Raw genomic sequence first — 21,648 nt, forward strand, 5'->3', positions numbered from 1 at the left:
ACGTATCCACGCGGTGGTGTTCGCGGCGCCTTGCCGTGCGGGGATGCCTTGGGCGTCGAGCTCCCGAAGTAGTTCCAGGTTGAGGGCGGCCAGTTGACAGGTCAGCACCTGGACCCAGTCGACGTCGTCGATGAGTTCCTGCGGCGAGCGTGCCCAGGTGGAGATCCGCGCGCACTCCTTGAGTGCGTCCTGCACCGCGACCCACGGTCTATCCACGGACCCGACGCTACCGACGACGTGCGACGCTTTCGAGCCGTACCAAGGGATCCTGTGGACAACTCGGCCCCTGTGGATAACCCGGAGAACCGAGGCTGATCTACAGGATGCCGATGTGTGGCAGACATGGGACGAGCGGGCCGGTGTCGCCTTGACGGCACAGCGGGCCGGTCGGCTCCAGTCCGAGGCCGGCCTGGTGGGCCACGTCGATGGCCCACTGTTGGTCGGCGCGTAGGACCTTCACCGATACCGTGTCGCCGCTCTCGGCGAGCGCGGCCCACAACAGCGCCACTGCGGCGGACGTGTCGGCGGCCGCGACGATCGCGGGCTGTCCGTCTTCGATCAGGCCGTAGCCGCGCTGTCGCCTGTCATCAAGGATCAGCAGCCGCGCTCCGGCCGACAGCAGTACCTCAAGGTCTGGGCCATGAGCGGCGCCTCGCTGCTTCCGATCGACCTCGGCGACCAGTTCCAGATCGGTGGCGTCGCCCTCGCGGACCCGGGCGATGGCTGGCAACGCGGCGCGTCGCACCATGCCGGTGGCGTCCATGGCCGGCTCCAACGCGAATCCTGCCCGCTGATAGCGGCGCATCGCCGCGGGATCCAGCGAGGAGTGCAGCAGTCCTCCGCGTGCGTCCGCGCCATAGCCCAGCGCCGCCTCCAGCAACCGGCGCCCGACACCACGACCCTGGAGGCCCGGCCGGACATGCAGATGCGCCAGGTACCACAAGCCCTCCCGTAACCCTGCCATCGCGGCGCCGCAAACCCGGTCGTCCACCGTTGCCACCCACGTGCCGGCGGCATCCGCTTCGAGGAGTCGGCGCACCAGCGCGCCACCGCCGCTCGAGCCCGACGCCTCGGCGCCCGGCGCGGGGCGTAGAGGCGATTCGGGATCGGAGCCGTGCGAGGGTCGCCCAGGCGGTTCCGAGGCAGAACCGTGCGTGGGCCGCCCAGGCGATTCCGAATCGGAATTCGGCGCGAGTCGCCCGGGCGGTTCGGCATCGGGCCGCGGCCGGGGGCTCAGACGGTCCCGCAGATCCTGAATCGCCTCCCGAGTCGACTCCCGCATGCCCGGCAGATCCGCCACCGTCATCTGGCGAAAGACCACCCGCTCGACACCCGCCCGGTTCAGGTGCAGTTGGTCTGCCCGTCCGTCATCCGTCGACAACTCAACCCCTCCGCGCCCCCGCCCTATCAAACGCCTGTCGAGGCTACGCTGCGGCAAGGACGAGTTCGTCGTGCGGAGGCGGCCAGGTGCGGAGGCGGCCAGGTGCGGAGGCGTTCAGGTGCGGAGGCGGTCATGCTTCGGAAAATCGACTGTGTCATGGTCAGGGTCGACGACCTGGAGACGGCATCACAATTCTACGGTTCGATGCTGGGCTTGCGGCCACTGTGGCGTGACGACGGATCGGTGGGCATGGGTTTGCCGGAGACGGATGCCGAGGTGGTGCTCCACACCATGGACCTGCCGCGCGAGTGGGGCGTGCACTACCTCGTCGACGACGTCGCGGCTGCGGTGTCGGCCTGGCGTGAGGGCGGCTGCGTGGTGCGCAAGCCGCCGTTCGAGATCGCGGTCGGCTGGTGCGCGGTGCTGGAGGACCCGTTCGGCAATCCGGTGTGCGTCTTGGATTTGAGCAAGGGGACCCGGGCCACCCTTCCTTCTGTGAGATGATCATTAGACGGTGATTCCCACGGACAAGCAGATCCGGGCGCTGCACGAGCGGTACGCGCCGACCCCGGAAGCCTTCGAACTCGTCTACACGCACTGCGAGATCGTCTGCGCGGTGGCGGAGCAACTGCTCGGCGGGTACCGCTCGGCCCTCGACGTCGAGCTGGTGCGGGCCGGCTGCCTGCTCCACGACATCGGCGTCTACCGCTTGTTCGGCGCGGGGGGCGAGCTCGACCATGACAACTACATCCGCCACGGCGTACTCGGACATGCTCTGCTGCGTGAGCTCGGCTTCCCGGAGCCGCTGTGCAGGTTCTGTTCGCACCACACAGGTGTCGGCGTCAGCCGGCACGACGTGCTGCGGCAGGAGTTGCCGCTGCCGGTCGACGACTACCTGGCCGAGACCGATGAAGAACGACTCGTGATGTACGCGGACAAGTTTCACAGCAAGACGGTGCCGCCGGCGTTCGTGACGGCGGCTTCCTACACGGCCAGGGTCCGGCGGTTCGGCGAGGACAAGGTGGCGCTGTTCGCGGCGATGGTGGAGGAGTTCGGTGAACCGGACCTGTCGCCGCTGGTCCACCGTTACCGGCACCCACTGCTGTGAGGGCGCGCAAGGGGCGTGCGGGTGCGAGGCGGGCGAGGGCGAGCGGCGTTCGGGCGTGAGAGCCTGTGGGGCGAGCGTGCCAGCGGGGCCTGTGGGCGTGCGCGCCGGCTTGACCTGGAGCGCGCTCTAGCTCCTATTCTCGTGATCATGGCTGCTGTGACACGTTCGAGAATCATCGCTGGCGGGACCGGGGTGCCCCGATGAAGGTAATGGTGACCGGCGGGACAAGCGGACTGGGGCTCGCCATGGCGTCCGCTCTGGCCTCGGCGGGAGCGACTGTCGCGCTGACCGGGCGATCCGGCGGGCGCGCGAGTTCGGTCGCCGCCGAGCTACCCGGAGCCGTGGGTATCGAGCTGGATGTGCGGGACGAGTCGTCGGTGGCCAGGGCTGTCGACCAGGTGTGGTCGCGGCTGGGCGGCATCGACATGCTGGTGAACAACGCAGGGATCGGCATGCGCACGGTCAACCCGCGATTCCTGACGCACCCGCAGGGCTTTTGGGAGGTGCCGGTCGACGGCTTCCGCGCGGTGGTCGAGACCAACCTGACCGGGTACTTTCTGGTGGCGCGCGAGGTCGTACCGCGGATGCTGGAAGCGGGCGCGGGCCGGATCATCAACATCTCGACGAGCGACCCCACGATGCGTCGGGTCGGGTTCGTGCCGTACGGGCCGTCGCGGGCCGGCAGCGAGGCGTTGTCCCGGGTCATGGCCGCGGATCTGCGAGGCACGGGTATCACCGTCAACCTGCTGCTGCCCGGGGGCTTGACCGACACGGGGATGGTTCCGCCGGAAGCGGTGACCGAGGGCCGGACACTCCTGGAGTCCGCTGTCATGGGCCCACCCATCGTCTGGCTGGCGTCCGACGACGCGGCCGGCGTGCACGACGAGCGGATCGTCGCTGTCGAGTTCGAGCAATGGCTGCGCGACCGGAAGGGCTGACTGTGACGAGCGGCGGACACTAACCGGCAGACCGTTGCGGGCGGGCAGTCAGCGGCGGGTTCGCACACTCAGGCTGGGCCGTCGGCTTGCTCCCGGGGTCGCAGCGCCGCGTCGATGAGAATCTCGGCCGCCTCCCGCGCCTGTCGCGCGGCCTCGCCGGTCCCGGCGATCGCCGCCGTGGTCTGCGCGCCCTCGGCCAGGATCGCCAACTGTGGCGCCAGTGAGGCCGGAGCCCCGGCCTCGGCGACCAGTTCGGCCAGGCGGGCCTGGAACTGCCCCTTGTGCGATCGTACGATTTCGGCTACTCGCGGGGTGGTGGCTCCCAGCTCACCGAACGAGTTGATGAACATGCAGCCGCGGAAGTCGTCCTGGTCGAACCAGCGGGCCAGCATGTCGTAGATGGCCAGCAGGTGCTCGCGGGTACCGGTGCCGGTGACCGCGTCCTCCACCAGCGTGTTCCACATCCGGTGCCGGGCGAGCAGGACCTCCTCGACGATGGACTCCTTGGACGGGAACAGCGCGTACAGCCGCTTGAGCGAAACCCCCGTCTCGGCGCGCAGCGTGTCCATGCCGACCGCCTGGATGCCCAGCGTGTAGTACAGCCGGTCGGCCGTCTCCAGAATTTTCGCCCGGAGCGCGGCGTCGTCGGCTCGCTCGGTGGCGGCTCGCTGCCTGGTCTCGCTCATATTCCCCTCCCGGCCGGCGGCGGCCGTGACACCTCTCACCGAAGTGGCGGTGGCCCAGGTGGTGCGCATAGAACGGTCGTTCTCTAGGCTACTACAGGAAGCGGAGAACGAACGTTCTCACAGTTCACCGGAGGTTCAGATGCCCTTCATCACCGTCGGCTCGGAGAACAGCACGAGCATCGACCTGTACTACGAGGATCACGGCGAGGGCCAGCCGGTCGTCCTCATCCACGGGTACCCGCTGGACGGGCACTCCTGGGAGAAGCAGAGCCGTGCGCTGCTCGCGGCCGGGTACCGGGTCATCACGTACGACCGCCGGGGCTTCGGGCGCTCCAGCCAGCCGACCACCGGCTACGACTACGACACCTTCGCCGCCGACCTGAAGGTCGTGCTGGACACCCTCGACCTCACCGACGCGGTACTGGTCGGCTTCTCCATGGGTACCGGCGAGGTCGGCCGCTACCTGGGCACGTACGGCTCGGGTCGGGTCGCCAAGGCGGCGTTCCTCGCGTCGCTCGAGCCGTTCCTGCTCAAGACCGACGACAACCCGACCGGTGCCCCGCAGGAACTGTTCGACGGGATCATCGCCGCCGCAACGGCCGACCGGTACGCCTACTTCACGCAGTTCTACAAGGACTTCTACAACACCGACGAGAACCTGGGCACCCGGCTGTCGGAGGAGGCGCTGCGCAACAGCTGGAACGTCGCCGCGGGCGCCTCCTGGTTCGCGTCCAGCGCCGTCGTGCCGACCTGGCTCACCGACTTCCGCGCGGACATCCCGAAGATCGACGTACCCACGCTGATCCTGCACGGTACCGCCGACAACATCCTTCCCATCGACGCGACCGCACGCCCGTTCCACCGGTTGCTTCCGGAGGCCGACTACGTCGAGGTCGAGGGCGGGCCGCACGGCCTGCTCTGGACCCACGCGGAGGAGGTCAACCAGGCGCTGCTCGCGTTCCTCGCGAAGTAGGGACGATCCAGCCTCTGGTTCAGCGGGAACGGGTGGCGTGACCTGAGCGTCCGCCGCCCGTTCCGGCGTCCTTCCGCCGGCATCGCACCGGGCACGGCACCGGGCAAGGCATACTCGGCCTGCGCCCGACTGGTCCGGGTCGTCGCGCGGCGCGAGACGCGCCGAGCCGGACCAGTCGCACCGTGCCGGACCGGAGGAGAGAGTGTGAGCGACCAGAGCGTCCCCGGCCGCCCGAGCCCCGGGCCGTCGGCCCGGGTGAACGTTCCGTTGCCGTACCTGCCTCCGGCGCTGAAGCAGTTCCTGGCCGACGAGGCCGGCAGCGCCGCGCTGCTGCTGGTCGCCGCCGTCGCCGCGCTGATCTGGGCGAACACGGCCGGCGGCGAGTACGAGCGTTTCTGGACCACCGCCACGTCGATCAAGATCGGGCACTGGTCCACCTCGCTGGATGTCCGGCACTGGGTCAACGACGCCGCCATGGCCGTGTTCTTCCTGGTGGTCGGGCTGGAGATCAGCCGTGAGGCGACCGTGGGGGACCTCCGGAACGTGCGGCGGGTGGCGGTGCCGGCCTGCGGCGCGATCGGTGGACTCGTGCTCCCCGCCCTCATCTACTTCGCGGTCGAGCACCACGGCGCCGCGGCGGCGGGCTGGGGGATCCCGATGTCCACCGACACCGCCTTCCTGATCGGGATCCTCGCGCTGTTCGGGCCGCGCTGCCCCGATCAGCTCCGGCTGTTCCTGCTGACCCTGGCCATCGTCGACGACATCGGCGCGATCACCGTGATGGCCGTCTTCTACACCCCGCGGGTACACCTGGCCGCGCTGATTGCCGCCGGCTGCCTGGTGCTGGTACTGATCGCCGTGCGGTGGATGCGGGTCTGGCGGCTCTGGCCGTACGTGCTGACCGGCATCGGGTTGTGGATCGCGGTGTACGCGTCCGGGGTGCACCCGACCCTGGCCGGCGTTCTGGTCGGCCTGCTCATCCCGGCCACCGTCGTGGAGTCGGAGCAGAGCGAGCGGTTCCGCCAGTTCGGCCGGGCGGTCATCGAGCGGGCCGATCCCCAGCGGGCCCGCCTGGCCGCGTCAGCGGCCCGGGCGACCGTACCCGCCAACGACCGCCTCCAGGACGCCCTGCACCCGGTCAGCGCCTTTGTGGTCATACCAATCTTCGGACTGGCCAATGCCGGCGTGCGGCTGAACGGCGCGGTGTTGCGGCACGCGGCGACCTCCGGGGTCACCATCGGCATCGTGGTCGCACTGCTGGTCGGCAACGCGGTGGGCATCTCGGTGGCGACCGGGGCGGCGCTGCGGACCGGTCTCGGAGACCTGCCCGGGCGGGTGCGCTACGGCCACCTCATCGGCGGCGCGGTGCTGGCCGGCATCGGGTTCACGATTTCGCTGTTCGTCACGGACCTGGCGTTTCACGACGTGGTGCTGCGCGACGAGGCGAAGATCGGCGTGTTGACCGGGTCGCTGCTCGCCGCGGTGTTCGGCTCGCTTCTGCTGCGGTACCTCGGGGAGCGGCTGCCGCTGTGCTCGCTGGACGAGGGGCCGCCTCCGCCCCTGCCGACCGGCCCGTGGCGGGATCCGAGCCTCGCGGCGGCCGGCTGAGGTCCCCCGCCCGGCTGAGGTCCCGTGCCCGGCTGAGGTCCCGTGCCCGGCCGAGGTCCCGTCGCCCGACTGAACCCCGTGGCCCGGCGGCATCCCGGGCGCCCCGGACGGTCCGGACGGTTCCCGGCGGGCGGCGCTCAGTCGCCCAGCCCGAGGGCGGACTCGAGGTCGCAGGCTTTGACTTTGCCGCCGTACAGCCGGCCGTCGATCAGGAGCGTCGGCGTCCCCCGTACGCCCGCGTCGATCCCGGCCCGGTAGTCCGCCTCCACCGCCGGCTGGTGGGCCTGCGCGGCGTCGCCGATCACCTGGCCGGCCCCGAGCTGGCGCCCGTACTCGGCGAGGTCGGCGTCGCTGAGCCGATCCTGGTGTGCGAACAGCAGGTCGTGCATCTCCCAGAAGCGCTCGCCGGAAGCCTCGGCGGCCAGGGCGGCGGTCAGCGCGAACGGGTGAACCTGGAACAGCGGGAAGTGACGCCAGACCAGCCGCACCTCGCCCGCCGAGTCATCGACGACCTCACGCAGTACCGGTGCGGCGGCCCGGCAGTACGGGCACTCGAAGTCGCCGTACTCGACGATGGTGACCGGCGCGTCGGGGTTGCCGTAGACATGCCGGTCGAGGTCGATGGATCCGGGATCGCTCACCCGTCCACGGTACGGGATGCCGGAATCCTGAGACGGCGTTCACACCGGCCCCGGTACCGGCCAGCGGGACGGGTGCGGCGCGTTGACGCACGGGCCGGGATCGGGCAGCATGCCTGATGAGCGGCAGTGGAGGAACCCGGTGCGAATCCGGGGCGGTCCCGCCACTGTCACCGGGAAGTGACTCCTCACCTTGATGGTCACGGCCGCGCGAGCGGTTGGAAGGCCGGGGAGAAGCGACGATCCGGGAGCCAGGACACTCCGGCCGCTCATGCCGTAGCCGTATCGCGGGCGTGGACACCCGCGGAGGGGATTTGAGCGTGGCCGTGCGCATGAGCGGGAATTGATCCCGCCTTACCCGTTTTCCGCCGTCGTCGGCATGGACGACCTGAGCCTCGCACTCCTGGTCAACGCGGTGTCGCCGGCCATCGGTGGGGTGCTCGTCAGGGGCGAGAAGGGCACCGCGAAGTCCACCATGGTCCGGGCGTTGGCTGGCCTGCTGCCCGAGGTGGACGCGGTCGCCGGCTGCCGCTTCGGCTGCGATCCGGCAGCCCCCGAACCGGGCTGCCCGGACGGCCCGCACGACCCCGCCACTCCGGCGCTGCGCCGCCGGGCCGCCCTCGTCGAGCTGCCGGTCGGCGCGACCGAGGACCGGCTGGTCGGCGCGCTCGACCTGCAGCGCGCGCTGACCGAGGGGGTCAAGGCGTACGAGCCCGGCCTGCTCGCCGCCGCGCACCGCGGCGTGCTGTACGTCGACGAGGTCAACCTGCTGCCGGACCACCTGGTCGACCTGCTGCTCGACGCCGCCGCGATGGGCCGCGCGTATGTGGAGCGCGACGGGGTGTCGGTGCGACACCCGGCCCGCTTCCTGCTGGTCGGCACGATGAACCCGGAGGAGGGGGAGCTGCGCCCGCAGCTGCTCGACCGCTTCGGGCTCGCCGTCGACGTCGCGGCTCCCCGAGACCCGGGGCAGCGCGCCGAAGTGGTCCGCCGCCGGCTGGCGTACGACGCGGACCCGCAGGGCTTCGGCGAGCGCTGGGCGGGTACCGAGGGGGAGCTGGCCGGGCGGATCGCGGAGGCCCGGTCCCGGCTGTCCACAGTGGAGCTTCCCGATGCCGAACTGCGCCGGATCGCGCGGGTGTGCGCGTCGTTCGAGGTGGACGGGATGCGCGCGGACATCGTGGTCGCCCGTACCGCGACGGCCCTGGCCGCCTGGTGGGACCGGCCGGCGGTCACCGAGGCGGACGTACGGGACGCGGTACGGCTGGCCCTGCCGCACCGGCGCCGCCGGGATCCGTTCGACGCGCCGGGGCTGTCCGAGGAAGCGCTCGACCAAGCCATGCGCGACGCTGCCGAGCCGGACGGCAACCCAGACGACGATCCCCACGGCCCGGGGCCGGGCGGCGGCCCGGATACAGGCGGCCCGGACACAGGCGGCCCGGACACAAGCGGCCCGGACACAAACGGCCCGAACACAGGCGGCCCCGAAACAAGCGGCCCGGACACCGGCACCGCGCAGGACCGGGACACCGGGACCGCGCAAGACGACCGCGGGCAGGACGACCGCGGGCAGGACGACCGCGGGCCGGACGACAGCGCGAGAGACGAACGCGGGCAGGGCGACAGCGCGAAGAACGGCCGGCCGGGCGGGGCGGGCACCCGGGTGTCGGCCGCCGACTCGCCGTACCGGGCGCGGCTGCTGTCCGTACCCGGCGCCGGTACCGGCTCCCCGCAGGGGCGCCGCTCCACCGCGTACACCCGAAATGGTCGGATCGTCGGCGCCCGACCGCCCGGACCGCACGCAACGGGTCTGCATCTGGCCGCGACCCTGCTGGCCGCCGCGCCGCACCAGGCCGCGCGGGGTCGTGCCGACCGGCTCGTGCTGCGCCCGGAGGACCTGCGCGCCGCCGTGCGCAAGGGCCGGGAGGCCAACCTGGTGCTGTTCGTCGTCGACGCGTCCGGGTCGATGGCCGCCCGGCAGCGCATGCGCGCGGTCAAGGGCGCGGTGCTGTCCCTGCTGCGCGACGCGTATCAGCGCCGGGACAAGGTCGGTCTGATCACGTTCCGGGGCGAACGGGCCGAGGTTGCCCTGCCGCCGACCGGAAGTCACGACATCGGCGCCGCCCGGCTGCGGGAGTTGCCGACCGGCGGGCGTACCCCGCTGGCCGCCGGCCTGACCACCGCCGCCCGGCTACTCGCGTCGGCGCGGCTGCGCGACCCGCACCGCCGGCCGTTGCTCATCCTGGTCACCGACGGCCGGTCCACCGCCGGGCCGGATCCCGCCTCGGTCGCCCCGGCGCTGTCCGGAACGGCGAGTGTCGTCGTGGACTGCGAATCCGGCCCGGTACGCCTCGGCCTGGCCTCCCGGCTGGCCGGCGCGCTGTCCGCCCGGTACCTGCGGCTGGACGAGTTGTCCGCCGACGGCCTGCGCGCCGTGGCTACGGGCACAACCACGGGGAGGGCCGCCTGATGCCGCAGGGAAAGGTCGAGCGGGTACCCGACGACGGGCTCACCACCCGGCAGCGACGCCGGTCGCCGCTGCTGGCCGTGCACACCGGCATCGGCAAGGGCAAGTCCACCGCCGCGTTCGGGATGGCGCTGCGCGCCTGGAACACCGGCTGGCCGATCGTCGTGTTCCAGTTCGTGAAGAGTCCGAAGTGGAGGGTCGGCGAGGAGTCCGCGCTGCGGGCGCTCGGCGAGCACCACGCCGCGACCGGGCAGGGCGCGCCGGTCACCTGGCACAAGATGGGCGAGGGCTGGTCGTGGCTGGCCCGCCCGGGAGACGAGCGCGACCACGCCGCCGAGGCGGCCGAGGGCTGGGCACAGATCAAGCGCGACCTCGCGGCGCAGCGGTACCGGTTCTACGTGCTCGACGAGTTCACCTACCCGATGAAGTGGGGCTGGGTGGACGTCGCCGACGTGGTGAAGACCCTGGTCGACCGGCCGGGTACCCAGCATGTGGTGGTCACCGGCCGGGACGCGGCGCCCGAACTGGTCGAGGCGGCCGACCTGGTCACCGAGATGAGCAAGGTGAAGCATCCGATGGACGCCGGGCGCAAGGGACAGCAGGGCATCGAGTGGTGAGTGTTCCGCGCGTGAACGTTCCGCGCATCGTGGTCGCCGCGCCCGCGTCCGGGCACGGCAAGACCACCGTCGCCACCGGGCTGCTGGCCGCGTTCGCGGCCAGGGGCCTCGCGGTGGCCGGCTTCAAGGTCGGGCCGGACTACATCGACCCGGGCTACCACGCGCTGGCCAGCGGCCGGCCCGGGCGCAACCTCGACCCGACGATGGTCGGTACCGACCTCATCGGACCGCTGTTCGCGCACGGCGCGGCCGGCGCGCGGCTGGCCGTCATCGAGGGCGTGATGGGCCTGTACGACGGCCGGGCCACCCCGGCCGGCACGGAAGGCGCAGACGGCACGGGCGGCACCGGGATCCCGGTCACCGGGCTGGGCGGCGGCGACCCCGGCTCCACCGCCGAAGTCGCCGCGTTGCTGTCCGCGCCGGTGCTGCTGGTGGTCGACGCGTCCGCGCAGGGCCGTTCCGTCGCCGCGCTGGTGCACGGATTCCGCGGGTACTCCCCGCAGATCCGGTTCGCCGGCGTGCTGCTCAACCGGGTCGGTTCGGACCGGCACGAGGCGATCCTGCGCGCAGCGCTGGAGGAGGTGGGCACGCCGGTCCTCGGGGTGCTGCGCCGGCACGATGCCGTCGCCGCGCCGTCCCGGCATCTCGGACTGGTACCGGTTGCCGAGCGGCGCCCCGAGGCACTGGCGTCGGTGCGGGCGCTGGCCGACCTGGTCGCCGCGTCGGTGGACCTCGACGCGGTGCTGGCCGCCGCACGGAGCGCCCCGCCGCTCGACGCGCGGCCGTGGTCGCCGGCAGTCGAGCCGGTGGATGGCCGGTCGGTGGATGGCCGGCCGATGAATGACCGCCCGGTGGTCGCGGTGGCCGGTGGGCCGGCGTTCAGCTTCGGGTACGCCGAGACGGTGGAGCTTCTGAAGGGCGCGGGCGCGCAGGTGTCCATTCTGGACCCGGTGCACGACGAGAAGTTGCCGGACGGCACCGCGGCGCTCGTCGTGGGCGGCGGCTTCCCCGAGGTGTACGCGGCCGAACTCGCCGCCAACGCCCCGCTGCGCGCACAGGTCTCGGCGCTGGCCGCCGGTGGCGCTCCGATCGCGGCCGAGTGCGCCGGACTCCTGTGGCTGTGCCGCACCCTGGACGGTGCCCCGATGTGCGGCGTGCTGCCGGCGGACGCGGCGATGACCGGCCGGCTGACCCTCGGGTACCGGGACGCCGTCGCGCGTACCGGCAGTTGGCTCGGCCCGGCCGGTACCCGGATCACCGGGCACGAGTTCCACCGCACCGCCGTCACTCCGGCGGCCGGCCCGACTCCGGCGTGGTCCTGGGCGCCGCCGTCCGGCCAGCCGGCGGAAAGCAGGACCGGCAAGCCGGCGGAGGGCGGGGCCGGCGTTCCGGCGGAGGGCTGGGTCGCCGGCCGGGTGCATGCCTCGTACCTGCACCTGCACTGGGCCGCGCGGCCGCAGATAGCGCGAGGACTGGTGGCGGCATGCGGCTGAGCGGTGAGCGGCAAAGCGGTACGCGACCGAGCGGCGTGCGGCTGATCGGTGTCGGGGTCGGCCCCGGCGACCCGGAACTCGTCACGCTCAAGGCGGCCCGGATCCTGGGCAGCGCAGATCGGGTGTTCGTCCCGGTGCTGGACCCGGCCGAGGCCGGGCGTGCCGAGGCGACCGTCGCGACCCACACCCCGCCCGAGCGGGTCGAGCGGCTGGTGTTCGCGCTCGACCGCGGCCAACGCGACCGGTACTGGGCGGCAGCCGGCGAACGGGTCGCCCAGTGGTTGTCCGCCAACGGCGGCACAGCCGCCTTTGCGACCATCGGCGATCCCAACCTCTACTCCACGTTCGGCTACCTGGCGCGCTGCGTGCGCGACGCGCTGCCGGAGGTGGTGGTCGAGACGGTACCGGGAATCACCGCGATGCAGGCGCTCGCGTCGGCGTCGGGCACCGTGCTGGCCGAGGGGCACGAGTCGCTGACCCTGCTGCCGCTGCCGGACGGCGCCGACGGGGTCGCGGACGCGCTGTCCAGGAACGGGACCGTCGTGGTCTACAAGGGCGGGCGGCACCTGCCCGCGATCGGCGCCGCGGTTGCCGCGTCCGGCCGTGACGCGATCCTCGGCAGCCACGTCGGGCTGCCCGACGAGCGGATCGCTCCGTTGTCCACCGTGGACGCTGCGGTGCCGTACCTGTCGACCGTACTGATTCCTGCCAAGCGGGAGGGTGACCGATGACCGGAAGGGTTTCCGGCAAGGTGACGTTCGTCGGCGCCGGTCCCGGTGCGGCCGACCTCATCACGGTACGCGGTGCCGACGCCCTGTCCGCCGCCGACATCATCGTGTGGGCGGCCAGCCTGGTGCACCCCGACGTGCTGCGGTACGCGAGACCGGACGCGGAGATCGTCGACTCCACCGAGCTGACTCTGGAGTCCACTGTGGACATCTACCGGCGGGCCGCGGCCGGGGATCTGCGCGTGGTGCGGCTGCACTCCGGCGATCCGGCGCTGTGGGGCGCGATGCAGGAGCAGCTGGACGAGTGCGACCGGCTCGGCCTCGCCACCGAGGTGGTACCCGGGGTGTCCGCGTTCTCCGCGGCCGCGGCGGCGGTACGGCGGGAGCTGACCGTACCCGAGGTGGCTCAGTCGGTAGTGCTGACCCGACTCGGCGGCGGCAAGACCCCGATGCCGGCCGGGGAGAGCGTGGCCGAGTTCGCCCGGCACGGCACCACGATGGCGGTGTTCCTGTCCGCCGCCCGGTCACGGCAACTGGCCGACGAGCTGATCGCCGGAGGGTACCCGCCGGAGACGCCGGTGGTCGTCGCCTACCGGGTCAGCTGGCCGGACGAGCTGGTCTTCCCGGCCACCGTGGCGACCCTCGCCGAACAGGTGCGTGCGCACAAACTGTGGAAGCACACGCTGTTCCTGGTCGGCCCGGCGCTCGCCGCCGCGGGTACCCGCAGCCACCTCTACCATCCCGGTCACTTCCACGGCTACCGGCGGGCCGATCCGGCCGCCCGCAAGGTGTTGCGCGATGGCTGACGCCGGCGCACCCGACCCGCCCGAGCCGGATCTGCGCGAGCCAGAACTGCGCGAGCCAGAACTGCCCGAGCCTGACCTGCCCGAGCCGGACCTGCGCGAGCCGGACCTGCCGCGTACCGCGAAGGTGCGCCCGAAGGCGCTGCGTACCGGCTGGACCACCGGGACCTGCGCGTCGGCGGCGGCGAAGGCAGCCGCCACCCTGCTGTCCCAAGGCCCCCCGGCACCGTCCTGGGTGGACATCGGCCTGCCCTCCGGGCGCCGGGTCACGTTCGCCGTCGCGGAGGCCGGGATGGTCGGCGGCGCGGCCCGTGCGGTCGTGGTGAAAGACGCCGGAGACGACCCGGATGTCACCCACGGCGCGCGGCTGACCGCCACCGTGGAGTGGCGCCCCGGCGCCGGCGTCGAGCTGGCCGGCGGCGAGGGCGTCGGGGTGGTCACCAAGCCCGGGCTCGGGCTGGCGGTCGGTGGCCCGGCCATCAACCCGGTACCCCGCACGATGATCACCCAAGCGGTCACCGAAGCGGTCGGCGACGGCCTCGGCGACCGCGGTGTCCGCGTGGTGATCAGCGTGCCGGACGGTGAGCGGATGGCCCGCAAGACCACGAACCGGCGGCTCGGCGTGCTGGGCGGCATCTCGATCCTGGGTACCACCGGCATCGTCCGCCCGTTCTCCACCGCGTCCTGGCGGGCCAGCGTGGTGCAGGCGGTGCGGGTGTCGGCGGCTCAGGGACAGCGGACGATCGTGTTGTGTACCGGCGGCCGCACCGAGGCCGGCGCCATGTCGCTGCTGCCCGAGCTGCCCGAGGTGTGCTTCACCGAGGTCGGTGACTTCACCGGCGCCGCCCTGCGCACCGCCGTCGACGAGAGTGTGACGCGGGTGGTGTTCGTCGGCATGGTCGGCAAGCTCACCAAACTCGCGTCCGGAGTCTTGATGACGCACTACACCCGCTCGGCTGTGGACACCACACTGCTCGGCCGGCTGACCCTCAAGTGCGGCGGGGGACCGGAACTCGCCGCCGATGTCGGCGCGGCGAACACCGCCCGGCACGCGTACGAGCTGTGGGCCGGCGCCGGTCTGCTGCGCCCGGCCGGGGACGGCCTGTGCGAACGGGTACGGGAGGTGCTCGTCCGGTTTACCGGCGGGCGACTCGACGCCGAGGTGGCAATGGTCGACTTCACCGGCCGTACCGTGGTGGCGGCGACCGTGCCGGAGTGGGTCCGATGAGGACGGAGTGGGTCCGATGAGGACGGTGACGGTCGTCGGCTGCCTCGGCGAGGTGCCGCCGACGGCCGCCGAGGCGCTGGCCGGTGCGACCCTGATCGCCGGTGCGGCCCGATTGCTGTCCACCGTGGACAACCGTATGGCCGAGCGGGTGGTGATGGGCGACGTGTCCGCCGCCGTCGAGCGGATCGCCGCCCACGACGGGCCGGCGATCGTGCTCGCCAGCGGCGACCCGGGCTTCTTCGGGATCGTGCGCGCGCTGCGCCGCCGCGGCCTCGACGTCGACGTGTGGCCGGCGCCCTCCTCGGTCGCGGTGGCGTTCGCGCGGATCGGTGAGCCATGGGACGACGCGCTGGTGGTGTCGGCACACGGCCGCCGGCTGGCTCCGGCGGTCAACGCGTGCCGGGCGTACCCGAAGGTGGCGATCCTGACCGGCCCCGGCGCCGGCCCGGCCGAACTGGGCGCGGCGCTGGCGGGCGCCGTGCTCCCTGGCGACGCAGTCTCTGGCGGCGTGGCCTCGGGCGGCGCGCGCTCTGGTGACGCGGCTTCGGCCGGTGGGCTGTCGGCCGGCGTGCTCCCTGGCGGTGCGGTTCCTGGCGGTGCGGTTCCTGGCGGTGCGGCTCCTGGCGGTGCGGCTCCTGGCGGTGCGCCGGTGGGCGTGAGGCGCCGCCTGGTCGTCGCGGAGTGCCTGGGCGAGCCCGGTGAGCGGATCACCGAGATCGATCCGGCCGAGGCCGCCGCGCGGCAGTGGCGCGAACCGAACGTGGTGCTGGCGCTCGCCGAGTACCAGCCCGAGCACCGCCCCCAGCACCGCCAAGGGCAGCATCCGGTGTCCGGGCACGGATCGGTCGCCGGCCCCATCCCTGGATCGGTCGCCGGGTCGGCCGCCGGCCCTGTCGCCGGTCCCGTCGCCGGATCGATCGCCGGATCGGGGATGGCGTGGATCGCCGGCGTACCGCCGATGTCGGGCGGCTGGGCGCTGCCCGACGAGGCGTTCGAGCACCGGATGATAACCAGGTCCGAGGTACGCGCATTGGCGCTGGCTCGGCTCGGCCCGCGGCTCGGGGACCTGCTCTGGGACGTGGGTGCCGGCAGCGGTTCGGTCGCCGTGGAAAGCGCCCGGTTCGGGGCCGCCGTCCTGGCGGTGGAGCGCGACCCGGCCGCCTGTGCCAGCATCCGCGTCAACTGCGACCGGTGGGGAGTCGAGGTGGCCATCGTCGAGGGTGAGGCGCCGGGGTGCCTGACGGAGTTGCCCGACCCGGACGCGGTGTTCGTCGGGGGCGGCGGAATCGAGGTGCTGAGCGCCTGCCTGGCTCGGCGCCCGGCGCGGGTCGTCGCCACGTACGCCGCGCTGGACCGGGTCGGCCCCGCGATGGCCGCGCTGGCCAGCGCCGGGTACCGGACCGAGGGCGTGCAGGTACAGGCGAACCGCCTGGCCGCGCTGCCCGACGGTACCCACCGGTTGGCTGCCATCAACCCGGTGCACGTGGTCAGCGGAGCGCTGTCGTGATCGGCGTCGTCGCGGTGACGGCCGCCGGCCGGGCGATGGCCGCACGGCTGGCCCTTGTGTGGCCGGGCGAGGTGACGCTCCACGACGGACCGGCGGCCGACCAGCTCCGTGCCGCCTGGGGCGCCTCGAACGCGTTGGTCTGCTTCCTGGCCACCGGCGCGACCGTGCGGCTGCTCGCACCCCTGCTGTCGGACAAGCACACCGATCCCGGCGTGGTCTGCGTCGACGAGGCGGGTCGGCACGCCATCGCCCTGCTCGGTGGGCACGCCGGCGGTGCCAACGCGCTCGCCGCCCGGGTCGCCGGCGTGCTGGCCGCCGAACCGATTATCAGCACCGCCAGCGACTCGGCGGGTACGACCGCGCTGGACAGCTTCGGCGCCGACCTCGGGTTCCGGCTGGCGGATCGTTCGGCGCTGGCCCGGGTGGGGCGGGCGGTGCTGGACGGCCGGCCGGTGCGACTGCTCGCCGACGCCACCTGGCCACTGCCCGCACTGTCCTCAGTGGAGGAGCGGATGGGTGCCGGGGCGGCCTGGGACGCTGACCCGGTAGGCGCGGCCGGGCAAGGCGCGGCCGGCGCTCACCGGGACGGCACCCACGCAGCCAGCGCTCGCGGGAACGGCTCGGCCGGGGGCGGCGGCTCAGCCCGGAACGGCGCTGCCCGGGACAGCGCGGCCCGGGACGGCTCAGCCGTGGTCATCGCGGTCAGCGATCGCGCCGGTGTGAGCGCCGACCTGGTCTACCGGCCGCCGAGCCTCGTCGTCGGCGTCGGCGCGAGCCGGGGTGCGCCGGCCGGAGAGATCGACGCCCTGATCGACGCCGCTCTGCGTGAGGCCGGACTGGCAGCCGAATCCGTCCGCGCGCTCGCCACCATCGACCTCAAGGCCGGCGAGCCGGGCATCGTGGAGGTCGCCCAGCGGCGGGAGCTGCCGCTGCTGACGTACCCTGCCGATCAATTGTCTACAGTGGACGTACCGAATCCCTCCGAGGTCGTGCGCGACGCGGTCGGTACGCCGAGTGTGGCCGAAGCCGCGGCGCTTCTCGGGGCGCGGGCCGCCGGCCGGGATGCCGGACTCGTGGTGCCCAAACGGGCCGGCGCGACGGCCACGGTGGCGGTCGCCCGGCTCACCCCGCGCGGGCGGCTGGCCATCGTCGGGTTGGGACCGGGTGCGGAGGACCTGCGTACCCCGCGGGCCACCGAGGCACTGCGCCGGGCCGGTGTCGTGGTGGGACTCGACCAGTACGTCGACCAGATCCGCCACGTGCTCCGACCCGGTACCCACGTCATTTCCAGCGGTCTGGGCGCCGAGGAGCAGCGCGCCCGTACCGCCGTCGAACTGGCCACCGCCGGGCACCACGTGGCGCTGATCGGTTCCGGCGACGCCGGGATCTACGCGATGGCCTCGCCCGCCCTCCAGGTGGCCGGCGACGACGTGGACGTGGAGACGGTACCCGGGGTCACCGCCGCGCTCGCCGCCGCCGCGCTGCTCGGCGCGCCGCTCGGCCACGACCACGCGTACCTGTCGCTGTCCGACCTGCACACGCCGTGGCCGGTCATCGCCGACCGGCTGGACGCCTGCGCCGACGCCGACCTGGTGCTCTGCCTCTACAATCCGCGCAGCGCCCGGCGCACGGCACAGTTCGACGAGGCGTTGCGCATCATCGCCAAGCACCGGTCGGCCGGGACGCCGGTCGGTGTGGTGCGCGACGCGTCACGCCCGGACGAGCGGTGCATCCGGCTGACTCTCGGCGACCTCGTCGCCGATCCGTCCATTGTGGACATGCGGTCGATGGTGGTGGTCGGCTCTGGCCGTACGATGAGCGTGGCCGGTCGGATGGTCACTCCCCGGGAGTACCGGTGGCTGCGGTGACGTTCGGCGCCGCCTGCACCGGCTGCGGCGCCTGCCTGCTGACCTGTCCCACGCACGCGATCCGGCCGGTGGGCGGGCGGCTTTCCGCCCGGGACGAACTGTGCACCGGCTGTGGCGAGTGTGTCGAGATCTGCCCGGCCGACGCGATCGCGCTGCCCGACGACCAGGAGGCGATCCGGCGGTGAAAGCGGTGAGGACGGTGAAAGCGGTGAGGACGGTACATCCCATCGAGGCGCAGTCGTACCGGTTGCTGCGCCAGGCCGTCGACACCACGCACCTCCCGCGTCGTACCCGGGACGTCGTCGAGCGGATCGTCCACACCACCGCCGACCCGTCCTGGCTGTCCGACCTCGTCACGGATGAGGCCGCGCTCGAAGCCGGTGCCGTCGCGCTCGCGGCCGGGGCACCGCTGGTCGTCGACGCGGCGATGGTGGGTGCGGGGATCACCCGGTACCCGTCGGTCTGCCTGGTGGCGGCGCCGGAGACCGCACGCCTCGCCGAGGAGCGGGGGCTGACCCGGTCGGCGGCCGGCATCCGGCTCGCCGCGACCCAGGCCGGAGGCGCGACGACCGCGCCGACCGGAGGGGCATCCACGGCCGATGGGGCCGTGGGTGATGGGGCCGTGCGTGATGGCGCCGCAAGCGACGGTGCCGTGCGCGACGGTGCCGTGCGCGACGGTGCTGTGAGCGATGGTGCTGTGTGCGACGGCGCCGTGTGGGCTGTGGGCAACGCGCCGACCGCGCTGGCCGAGCTGCTGCGCCTCGCCGAGGCCGGCATCGTCCGCCCGGCGCTGGTGATCGGCGTACCGGTCGGCTACGTCGGCGCCGCCGAAGCCAAGGCGGCCCTGCGCGCGACCGGCCTGCCATCCCTGACCAACCGCAGCGCCCGGGGTGGTTCGGCCATCGCCGCCGCCGCGGTCAACGCCCTGCTCTACGGAGATCCGCTGTCATGACCCCGTTGTTGATCGCCGGACACGGCACCGCCGATGCCGAGGGTGCCGCCCAGTTCCGCCAGTTCGTGAAGCGGGTCGCCGGCCGGATCGAGGAGCCGGTAGCCGGCGGCTTCATCGAACTGTCCCCGCCTCCGCTGCGCGAGGCGGTCGCGGAGCTGGTGGCCGGCGGTGCGCGCCGGCTGGCCACGGTACCCCTGATGCTCGTCGCCGCCGGTCACGCGAAGGGCGACATCCCGGCGGCGCTCGCGCGGGAACGGTCGCGCCATCCCGGTCTGTCCACAGTGTACGGTCGCCCGCTCGGTCCGCACCCGGCCGTCCTGAACCTGCTGCGCGAGCGGCTGGTCGAGGCCGGCGCCGGCGCGGAGACCACCGTCCTACTGGTCGGCCGCGGCTCCACGGATCCGGACGCCAACGCCGAGGTCGCGAAGGTGGCCCGGCTGCTCGCGGAGACCACCGGGGTCGCGGGCGTCGAGTACGCCTTCGTCTCGCTCGCTCCGCCTGACACCAGGGCCGGGCTGACCCGCTGCCACCGCCTCGGAGCCCGGCACCTGGTCGTGCTGCCGTACTTCCTGTTCACCGGCGTCCTGCCGCGCCGGGTGGAGGCGCAGGCCCGGGACTGGGCGGCCGGTCACCCGGACACCCGGGTCGGCGTCGCCGAGGTGCTCGGCGACTGCGATCCGCTGGCCGACCTGGTCATCGAGCGGTACCGGGAGGCGCTGGCCGGCGACATCCGGATGAACTGCGACACCTGCGTGTACCGCGTGGCGATGCCCGGCCACCTGCACCGGGTCGGCGCGGTACAGACGCCGCACGAGCACCCGCACGACCACGCCCACCCGCACTGACCTGAGCCGGGGCCGGCGACCCGGACGGAACGCCGAGCCCGAGCCCGGGCCGGCTCAGTTGAGGCGTGCCAGCGCCGCGTACCGCTCGTCGTCCACGGTCCGGCCCCAGAGCACCGGATCCGTGAGTGGTTCGATGTCCAGCGTCGCCACCATCGGCGCCAGCGTCGCGGACAGTATCGCGGCGCCCACGCCGCCGAACCACGGCAACGTTCCGCCTCCGGTGTCGGGCCGGCCTCCGGTGTCTGACCCCGCCTCGGTGTACGGTCCGGCCGCGGCCGCGGCCGCGGTCGCGGGCGCCCACCGCCCCTCGACCAGGACCAGGCGGCCCCGCGGTCGCAGCAGTCCGACCCAGCGACGCAGGACGGCCGGCGGGTCGGGCAGCGTCCACAGCACGTGCCGGGCGAGGATGACGTCGAACGCGTGGCGCCGGAGCGGTGGATCGGCTGCGTCTCCGACGAGCACCCGGGCGTCCAGCCCCGCCGTGCCGAACCCGGCCTCGGTGAGCTTGACCCGGGCACGTTCCACCATCCGGCCGGACAGGTCGAGCCCGGTGACGCGGTGCCCCTGTCGTGCCAGCACGACGGACAGCGTTCCGGTGCCGCAGCCGAGGTCCAGCACGTCCAGCGGCGCGTCCGGTATCCACGCGGCGAGCCGGGCCGCCCACGCGGCCCGGGTCGGCGGGTGCCCGAGCCCATGGTCCGGCTCGCGGTCGAACTCCTCAGCCGCACGATCCCAGTAATCCGCGATCGGGTGCATCGGTCGATCGTCGCACGCCGGCCCGACAAAAAGACGCGGCCCGGACGGAGACGGCGGCGGGCGGAAGAACGCCGACAGAGCGACGGCCAGCCGGACGAGCGCCGGCCAGCCGGAGAACCCGCGCGTCAGGCATGTAAACAGATCACCGGCGCTGCCTCGTCGAGGCAGTGGAAGCGGATCACTGGACAACGGAATGGTGGAACAGGCATGGTCGGCCGCTCGCGGCGCGTGGTATGGGTACTGCTCGCCGGTTTGTCATGCTGGGCATTCGCCGGATGCGGCACGATGGGCGGCACCCCGGCGTCCGCCGCCCAGAAGGGCACCGGCAGCCCGGTGGTCGCCTCGTCGTCCCCGAGCCCGTCGGCGAGCCCGTCCGCGAGCCCGTCGCCGAGCGCTTCGCCGAGCCCGACCGAGCCGGTCGTCACGTACCCGGTCTCCGGCCCGCGGACGTACGTGGTCGCCGCGACCAGCCACCCAGTGGCCGGCGGCAAGGGAACCCTCCTGCGGTACCGGGTGGCGGTGGAGAACGGCATCCACGGCGTGAGCGCCGACGTGTTCGCCGGGCAGGTGTCGGCGATCCTGAGTGACCCGCGAAGCTGGACCGGCACCGGACACTGGCGGTTGCAGCAGGTACCCGCCGGGGCACACTACGACTTCACGATCTACCTGGTCAGCCCGGCGACCCGGGACAAATTGTGCGGGGACGGTTACGACCGGTACACGTCGTGCCGCAAGGGCAACAGCGTGGTACTGAACGTTGCCCGATGGGTACACGGAGTGCCGTCCTTCGGTACCGACCTCACCGGGTACCGGGAGTACATGGTCAATCACGAGACCGGGCACCGGCTCTACAACGGGCACGAACTGTGCCCCGGCCCCGGTCAGCCGGCCCCGGTCATGCAGCAGCAGACGCTGGGCCTGCACGGCTGCGTACCGAACAGTTGGCCGATGCGAGACGGACGTGCTTACCATGGGCGCTCCGGGCAGTATGCCGACCCGATCCCGAGCGACCCGGCGTCGTTCGCCTCGTGACCCAGATCGTCGTGACCCGG

At 73.0% G+C, this 21,648-nt stretch carries 20 protein-coding genes, 2 pseudogenes and 1 riboswitch; of the genes and pseudogenes, 17 read left to right on the forward strand and 5 right to left on the reverse strand.

The features are described 5' to 3' along the window. A pseudogene (locus Raf01_RS14970) lies at nucleotides 1–216 on the reverse strand (hypothetical protein); the annotation flags it as partial. A gap of 100 nt (nucleotides 217–316) precedes the next feature. Then, complete coding sequence (locus Raf01_RS14975; RefSeq protein WP_203918478.1) at nucleotides 317–1,381, reverse strand: GNAT family N-acetyltransferase; 1,065 nt, start codon at nucleotides 1,379–1,381, stop codon at nucleotides 317–319. Between the two features lie 132 nt (nucleotides 1,382–1,513). On the opposite strand from Raf01_RS14975, the gene Raf01_RS14980 reads away from it, so the two are divergent. The 3 genes from Raf01_RS14980 to Raf01_RS14990 all read left to right on the forward strand — a co-directional run bounded on the left by Raf01_RS14980 (nucleotide 1,514) and on the right by Raf01_RS14990 (nucleotide 3,427). Next, nucleotides 1,514–1,885 carry a VOC family protein gene (locus Raf01_RS14980; protein ID WP_203918479.1) on the forward strand — a complete coding sequence of 124 codons (372 nt, stop codon included), beginning with the start codon at nucleotides 1,514–1,516 and terminating at the stop codon, nucleotides 1,883–1,885. A 10-nt stretch (nucleotides 1,886–1,895) separates the two neighbouring features. After that, entirely contained in the window at nucleotides 1,896–2,489 is a 594-nt protein-coding gene (locus tag Raf01_RS14985; protein ID WP_203918480.1) for an HDIG domain-containing metalloprotein, read from the forward strand. 200 nt (nucleotides 2,490–2,689) lie between these two features. Continuing rightward, entirely contained in the window at nucleotides 2,690–3,427 is a 738-nt protein-coding gene (locus tag Raf01_RS14990; protein ID WP_203918481.1) for an SDR family NAD(P)-dependent oxidoreductase, read from the forward strand. Between the two features lie 68 nt (nucleotides 3,428–3,495). Here the strand turns inward: Raf01_RS14990 and Raf01_RS14995 are convergent, their stop codons facing one another. After that, nucleotides 3,496–4,113 carry a TetR/AcrR family transcriptional regulator gene (locus Raf01_RS14995; protein WP_203918482.1) on the reverse strand — a complete coding sequence of 206 codons (618 nt, stop codon included), beginning with the start codon at nucleotides 4,111–4,113 and terminating at the stop codon, nucleotides 3,496–3,498. 139 nt (nucleotides 4,114–4,252) lie between these two features. Between Raf01_RS14995 and Raf01_RS15000 the strand changes: the two genes are divergently transcribed. Continuing rightward, nucleotides 4,253–5,086, forward strand: a complete 834-nt coding sequence (locus Raf01_RS15000; protein WP_203918483.1) for an alpha/beta fold hydrolase — start codon at nucleotides 4,253–4,255, stop codon at nucleotides 5,084–5,086. A 204-nt stretch (nucleotides 5,087–5,290) separates the two neighbouring features. Then, nucleotides 5,291–6,694, forward strand: coding sequence for a Na+/H+ antiporter NhaA (nhaA, locus tag Raf01_RS15005; RefSeq protein WP_203918484.1), 1,404 nt, complete (start codon nucleotides 5,291–5,293; stop codon nucleotides 6,692–6,694). Nucleotides 6,695–6,831: 137 nt separating this feature from the next. Here nhaA and Raf01_RS15010 read toward each other — a convergent pair whose 3' ends face one another. Beyond that, a complete protein-coding gene (locus Raf01_RS15010) occupies nucleotides 6,832–7,335 on the reverse strand; it encodes a DsbA family protein (protein WP_203918485.1) in 504 nt (167 codons plus the stop codon). Nucleotides 7,336–7,464: 129 nt separating this feature from the next. Next, nucleotides 7,465–7,594, forward strand: a riboswitch (cobalamin riboswitch). 117 nt (nucleotides 7,595–7,711) lie between these two features. Between Raf01_RS15010 and Raf01_RS15015 the strand changes: the two genes are divergently transcribed. The 11 genes and pseudogenes from Raf01_RS15015 to Raf01_RS15065 form a co-directional block, all read left to right on the forward strand. Continuing rightward, nucleotides 7,712–9,802 (forward strand): magnesium chelatase subunit D family protein, encoded by a 2,091-nt coding sequence (locus Raf01_RS15015; RefSeq protein ID WP_203918486.1) that lies wholly within the window; start codon nucleotides 7,712–7,714, stop codon nucleotides 9,800–9,802. Beyond that, nucleotides 9,802–10,416: a cob(I)yrinic acid a,c-diamide adenosyltransferase gene (gene cobO / locus Raf01_RS15020; RefSeq protein ID WP_203918487.1), complete on the forward strand. Its 615-nt coding sequence runs from the start codon at nucleotides 9,802–9,804 to the stop codon at nucleotides 10,414–10,416. The genes Raf01_RS15015 and cobO overlap by 1 nt, the downstream gene beginning before the upstream one ends. Then, complete coding sequence (locus Raf01_RS15025; RefSeq protein ID WP_203918488.1) at nucleotides 10,410–11,909, forward strand: cobyrinic acid a,c-diamide synthase CobB; 1,500 nt, start codon at nucleotides 10,410–10,412, stop codon at nucleotides 11,907–11,909. The genes cobO and Raf01_RS15025 overlap by 7 nt, the downstream gene beginning before the upstream one ends. Further along, entirely contained in the window at nucleotides 11,900–12,640 is a 741-nt protein-coding gene (cobI, locus tag Raf01_RS15030; RefSeq protein WP_203918489.1) for a precorrin-2 C(20)-methyltransferase, read from the forward strand. Before Raf01_RS15025 ends, cobI begins: the two co-directional genes overlap by 10 nt. After that, complete coding sequence (gene cobM / locus Raf01_RS15035; RefSeq protein WP_203918490.1) at nucleotides 12,637–13,443, forward strand: precorrin-4 C(11)-methyltransferase; 807 nt, start codon at nucleotides 12,637–12,639, stop codon at nucleotides 13,441–13,443. The genes cobI and cobM overlap by 4 nt, the downstream gene beginning before the upstream one ends. Next, a complete protein-coding gene (locus tag Raf01_RS15040) occupies nucleotides 13,436–14,668 on the forward strand; it encodes a cobalt-precorrin-5B (C(1))-methyltransferase (protein ID WP_203918491.1) in 1,233 nt (410 codons plus the stop codon). Before cobM ends, Raf01_RS15040 begins: the two co-directional genes overlap by 8 nt. 16 nt (nucleotides 14,669–14,684) lie before the next feature. After that, a complete protein-coding gene (gene cbiE / locus Raf01_RS15045; RefSeq protein ID WP_203918492.1) occupies nucleotides 14,685–16,175 on the forward strand; it encodes a precorrin-6y C5,15-methyltransferase (decarboxylating) subunit CbiE in 1,491 nt (496 codons plus the stop codon). After that, on the forward strand, nucleotides 16,172–18,043 hold the full coding sequence (gene cobJ / locus Raf01_RS15050) for a precorrin-3B C(17)-methyltransferase (RefSeq protein WP_373319531.1): 1,872 nt from the start codon (nucleotides 16,172–16,174) through the stop codon (nucleotides 18,041–18,043). The genes cbiE and cobJ overlap by 4 nt, the downstream gene beginning before the upstream one ends. Further along, on the forward strand, nucleotides 18,031–18,228 hold the full coding sequence (locus Raf01_RS15055; protein ID WP_239133626.1) for a ferredoxin family protein: 198 nt from the start codon (nucleotides 18,031–18,033) through the stop codon (nucleotides 18,226–18,228). Before cobJ ends, Raf01_RS15055 begins: the two co-directional genes overlap by 13 nt. Nucleotides 18,229–18,251: 23 nt before the next feature. After that, the gene (locus Raf01_RS15060; RefSeq protein ID WP_203918493.1) at nucleotides 18,252–18,995 is read left to right on the forward strand and encodes a precorrin-8X methylmutase; all 744 of its coding nucleotides are present in this window, start codon (nucleotides 18,252–18,254) and stop codon (nucleotides 18,993–18,995) included. Further along, nucleotides 18,992–19,837: pseudogene (locus Raf01_RS15065) on the forward strand (sirohydrochlorin chelatase); the annotation flags it as partial. The gene Raf01_RS15060 and the pseudogene Raf01_RS15065, both read left to right, overlap by 4 nt. A gap of 57 nt (nucleotides 19,838–19,894) precedes the next feature. Here Raf01_RS15065 and Raf01_RS15070 read toward each other — a convergent pair. After that, complete coding sequence (locus Raf01_RS15070) at nucleotides 19,895–20,596, reverse strand: class I SAM-dependent methyltransferase (protein ID WP_203918495.1); 702 nt, start codon at nucleotides 20,594–20,596, stop codon at nucleotides 19,895–19,897. A 207-nt stretch (nucleotides 20,597–20,803) separates the two neighbouring features. Between Raf01_RS15070 and Raf01_RS15075 the strand changes: the two genes are divergently transcribed. Continuing rightward, nucleotides 20,804–21,628, forward strand: coding sequence for a DUF3152 domain-containing protein (locus Raf01_RS15075; RefSeq protein WP_239133627.1), 825 nt, complete (start codon nucleotides 20,804–20,806; stop codon nucleotides 21,626–21,628). The last annotated feature ends 20 nt before the right edge of the window (nucleotides 21,629–21,648 follow it).

The sequence above is a fragment of the Rugosimonospora africana genome (assembly GCF_016862975.1).
In the GTDB taxonomy this organism is placed as follows: Bacteria; Actinomycetota; Actinomycetes; order Mycobacteriales; family Micromonosporaceae; genus Rugosimonospora; species Rugosimonospora africana.

Bases quoted from the DNA above. Each gene is read 5' to 3' on its own strand.
- Raf01_RS14980 (WP_203918479.1), top strand. From the start codon at position 1,514: ATGCTTCGGAAAATCGACTGTGTCATGGTCAGGGTCGACGACCTGGAG.
- Raf01_RS14990 (WP_203918481.1), top strand. From the start codon at position 2,690: ATGAAGGTAATGGTGACCGGCGGGACAAGCGGACTGGGGCTCGCCATG.
- Raf01_RS14995 (WP_203918482.1), bottom strand. From the start codon at position 4,113: ATGAGCGAGACCAGGCAGCGAGCCGCCACCGAGCGAGCCGACGACGCC.
- Raf01_RS15000 (WP_203918483.1), top strand. From the start codon at position 4,253: ATGCCCTTCATCACCGTCGGCTCGGAGAACAGCACGAGCATCGACCTG.
- Raf01_RS15015 (WP_203918486.1), top strand. From the start codon at position 7,712: ATGGACGACCTGAGCCTCGCACTCCTGGTCAACGCGGTGTCGCCGGCC.
- cobO (WP_203918487.1), top strand. From the start codon at position 9,802: ATGCCGCAGGGAAAGGTCGAGCGGGTACCCGACGACGGGCTCACCACC.
- cobI (WP_203918489.1), top strand. From the start codon at position 11,900: ATGCGGCTGAGCGGTGAGCGGCAAAGCGGTACGCGACCGAGCGGCGTG.
- cobM (WP_203918490.1), top strand. From the start codon at position 12,637: ATGACCGGAAGGGTTTCCGGCAAGGTGACGTTCGTCGGCGCCGGTCCC.
- Raf01_RS15040 (WP_203918491.1), top strand. From the start codon at position 13,436: ATGGCTGACGCCGGCGCACCCGACCCGCCCGAGCCGGATCTGCGCGAG.
- cbiE (WP_203918492.1), top strand. From the start codon at position 14,685: ATGAGGACGGTGACGGTCGTCGGCTGCCTCGGCGAGGTGCCGCCGACG.
- Raf01_RS15070 (WP_203918495.1), bottom strand. From the start codon at position 20,596: ATGCACCCGATCGCGGATTACTGGGATCGTGCGGCTGAGGAGTTCGAC.
- Raf01_RS15075 (WP_239133627.1), top strand. From the start codon at position 20,804: ATGGTCGGCCGCTCGCGGCGCGTGGTATGGGTACTGCTCGCCGGTTTG.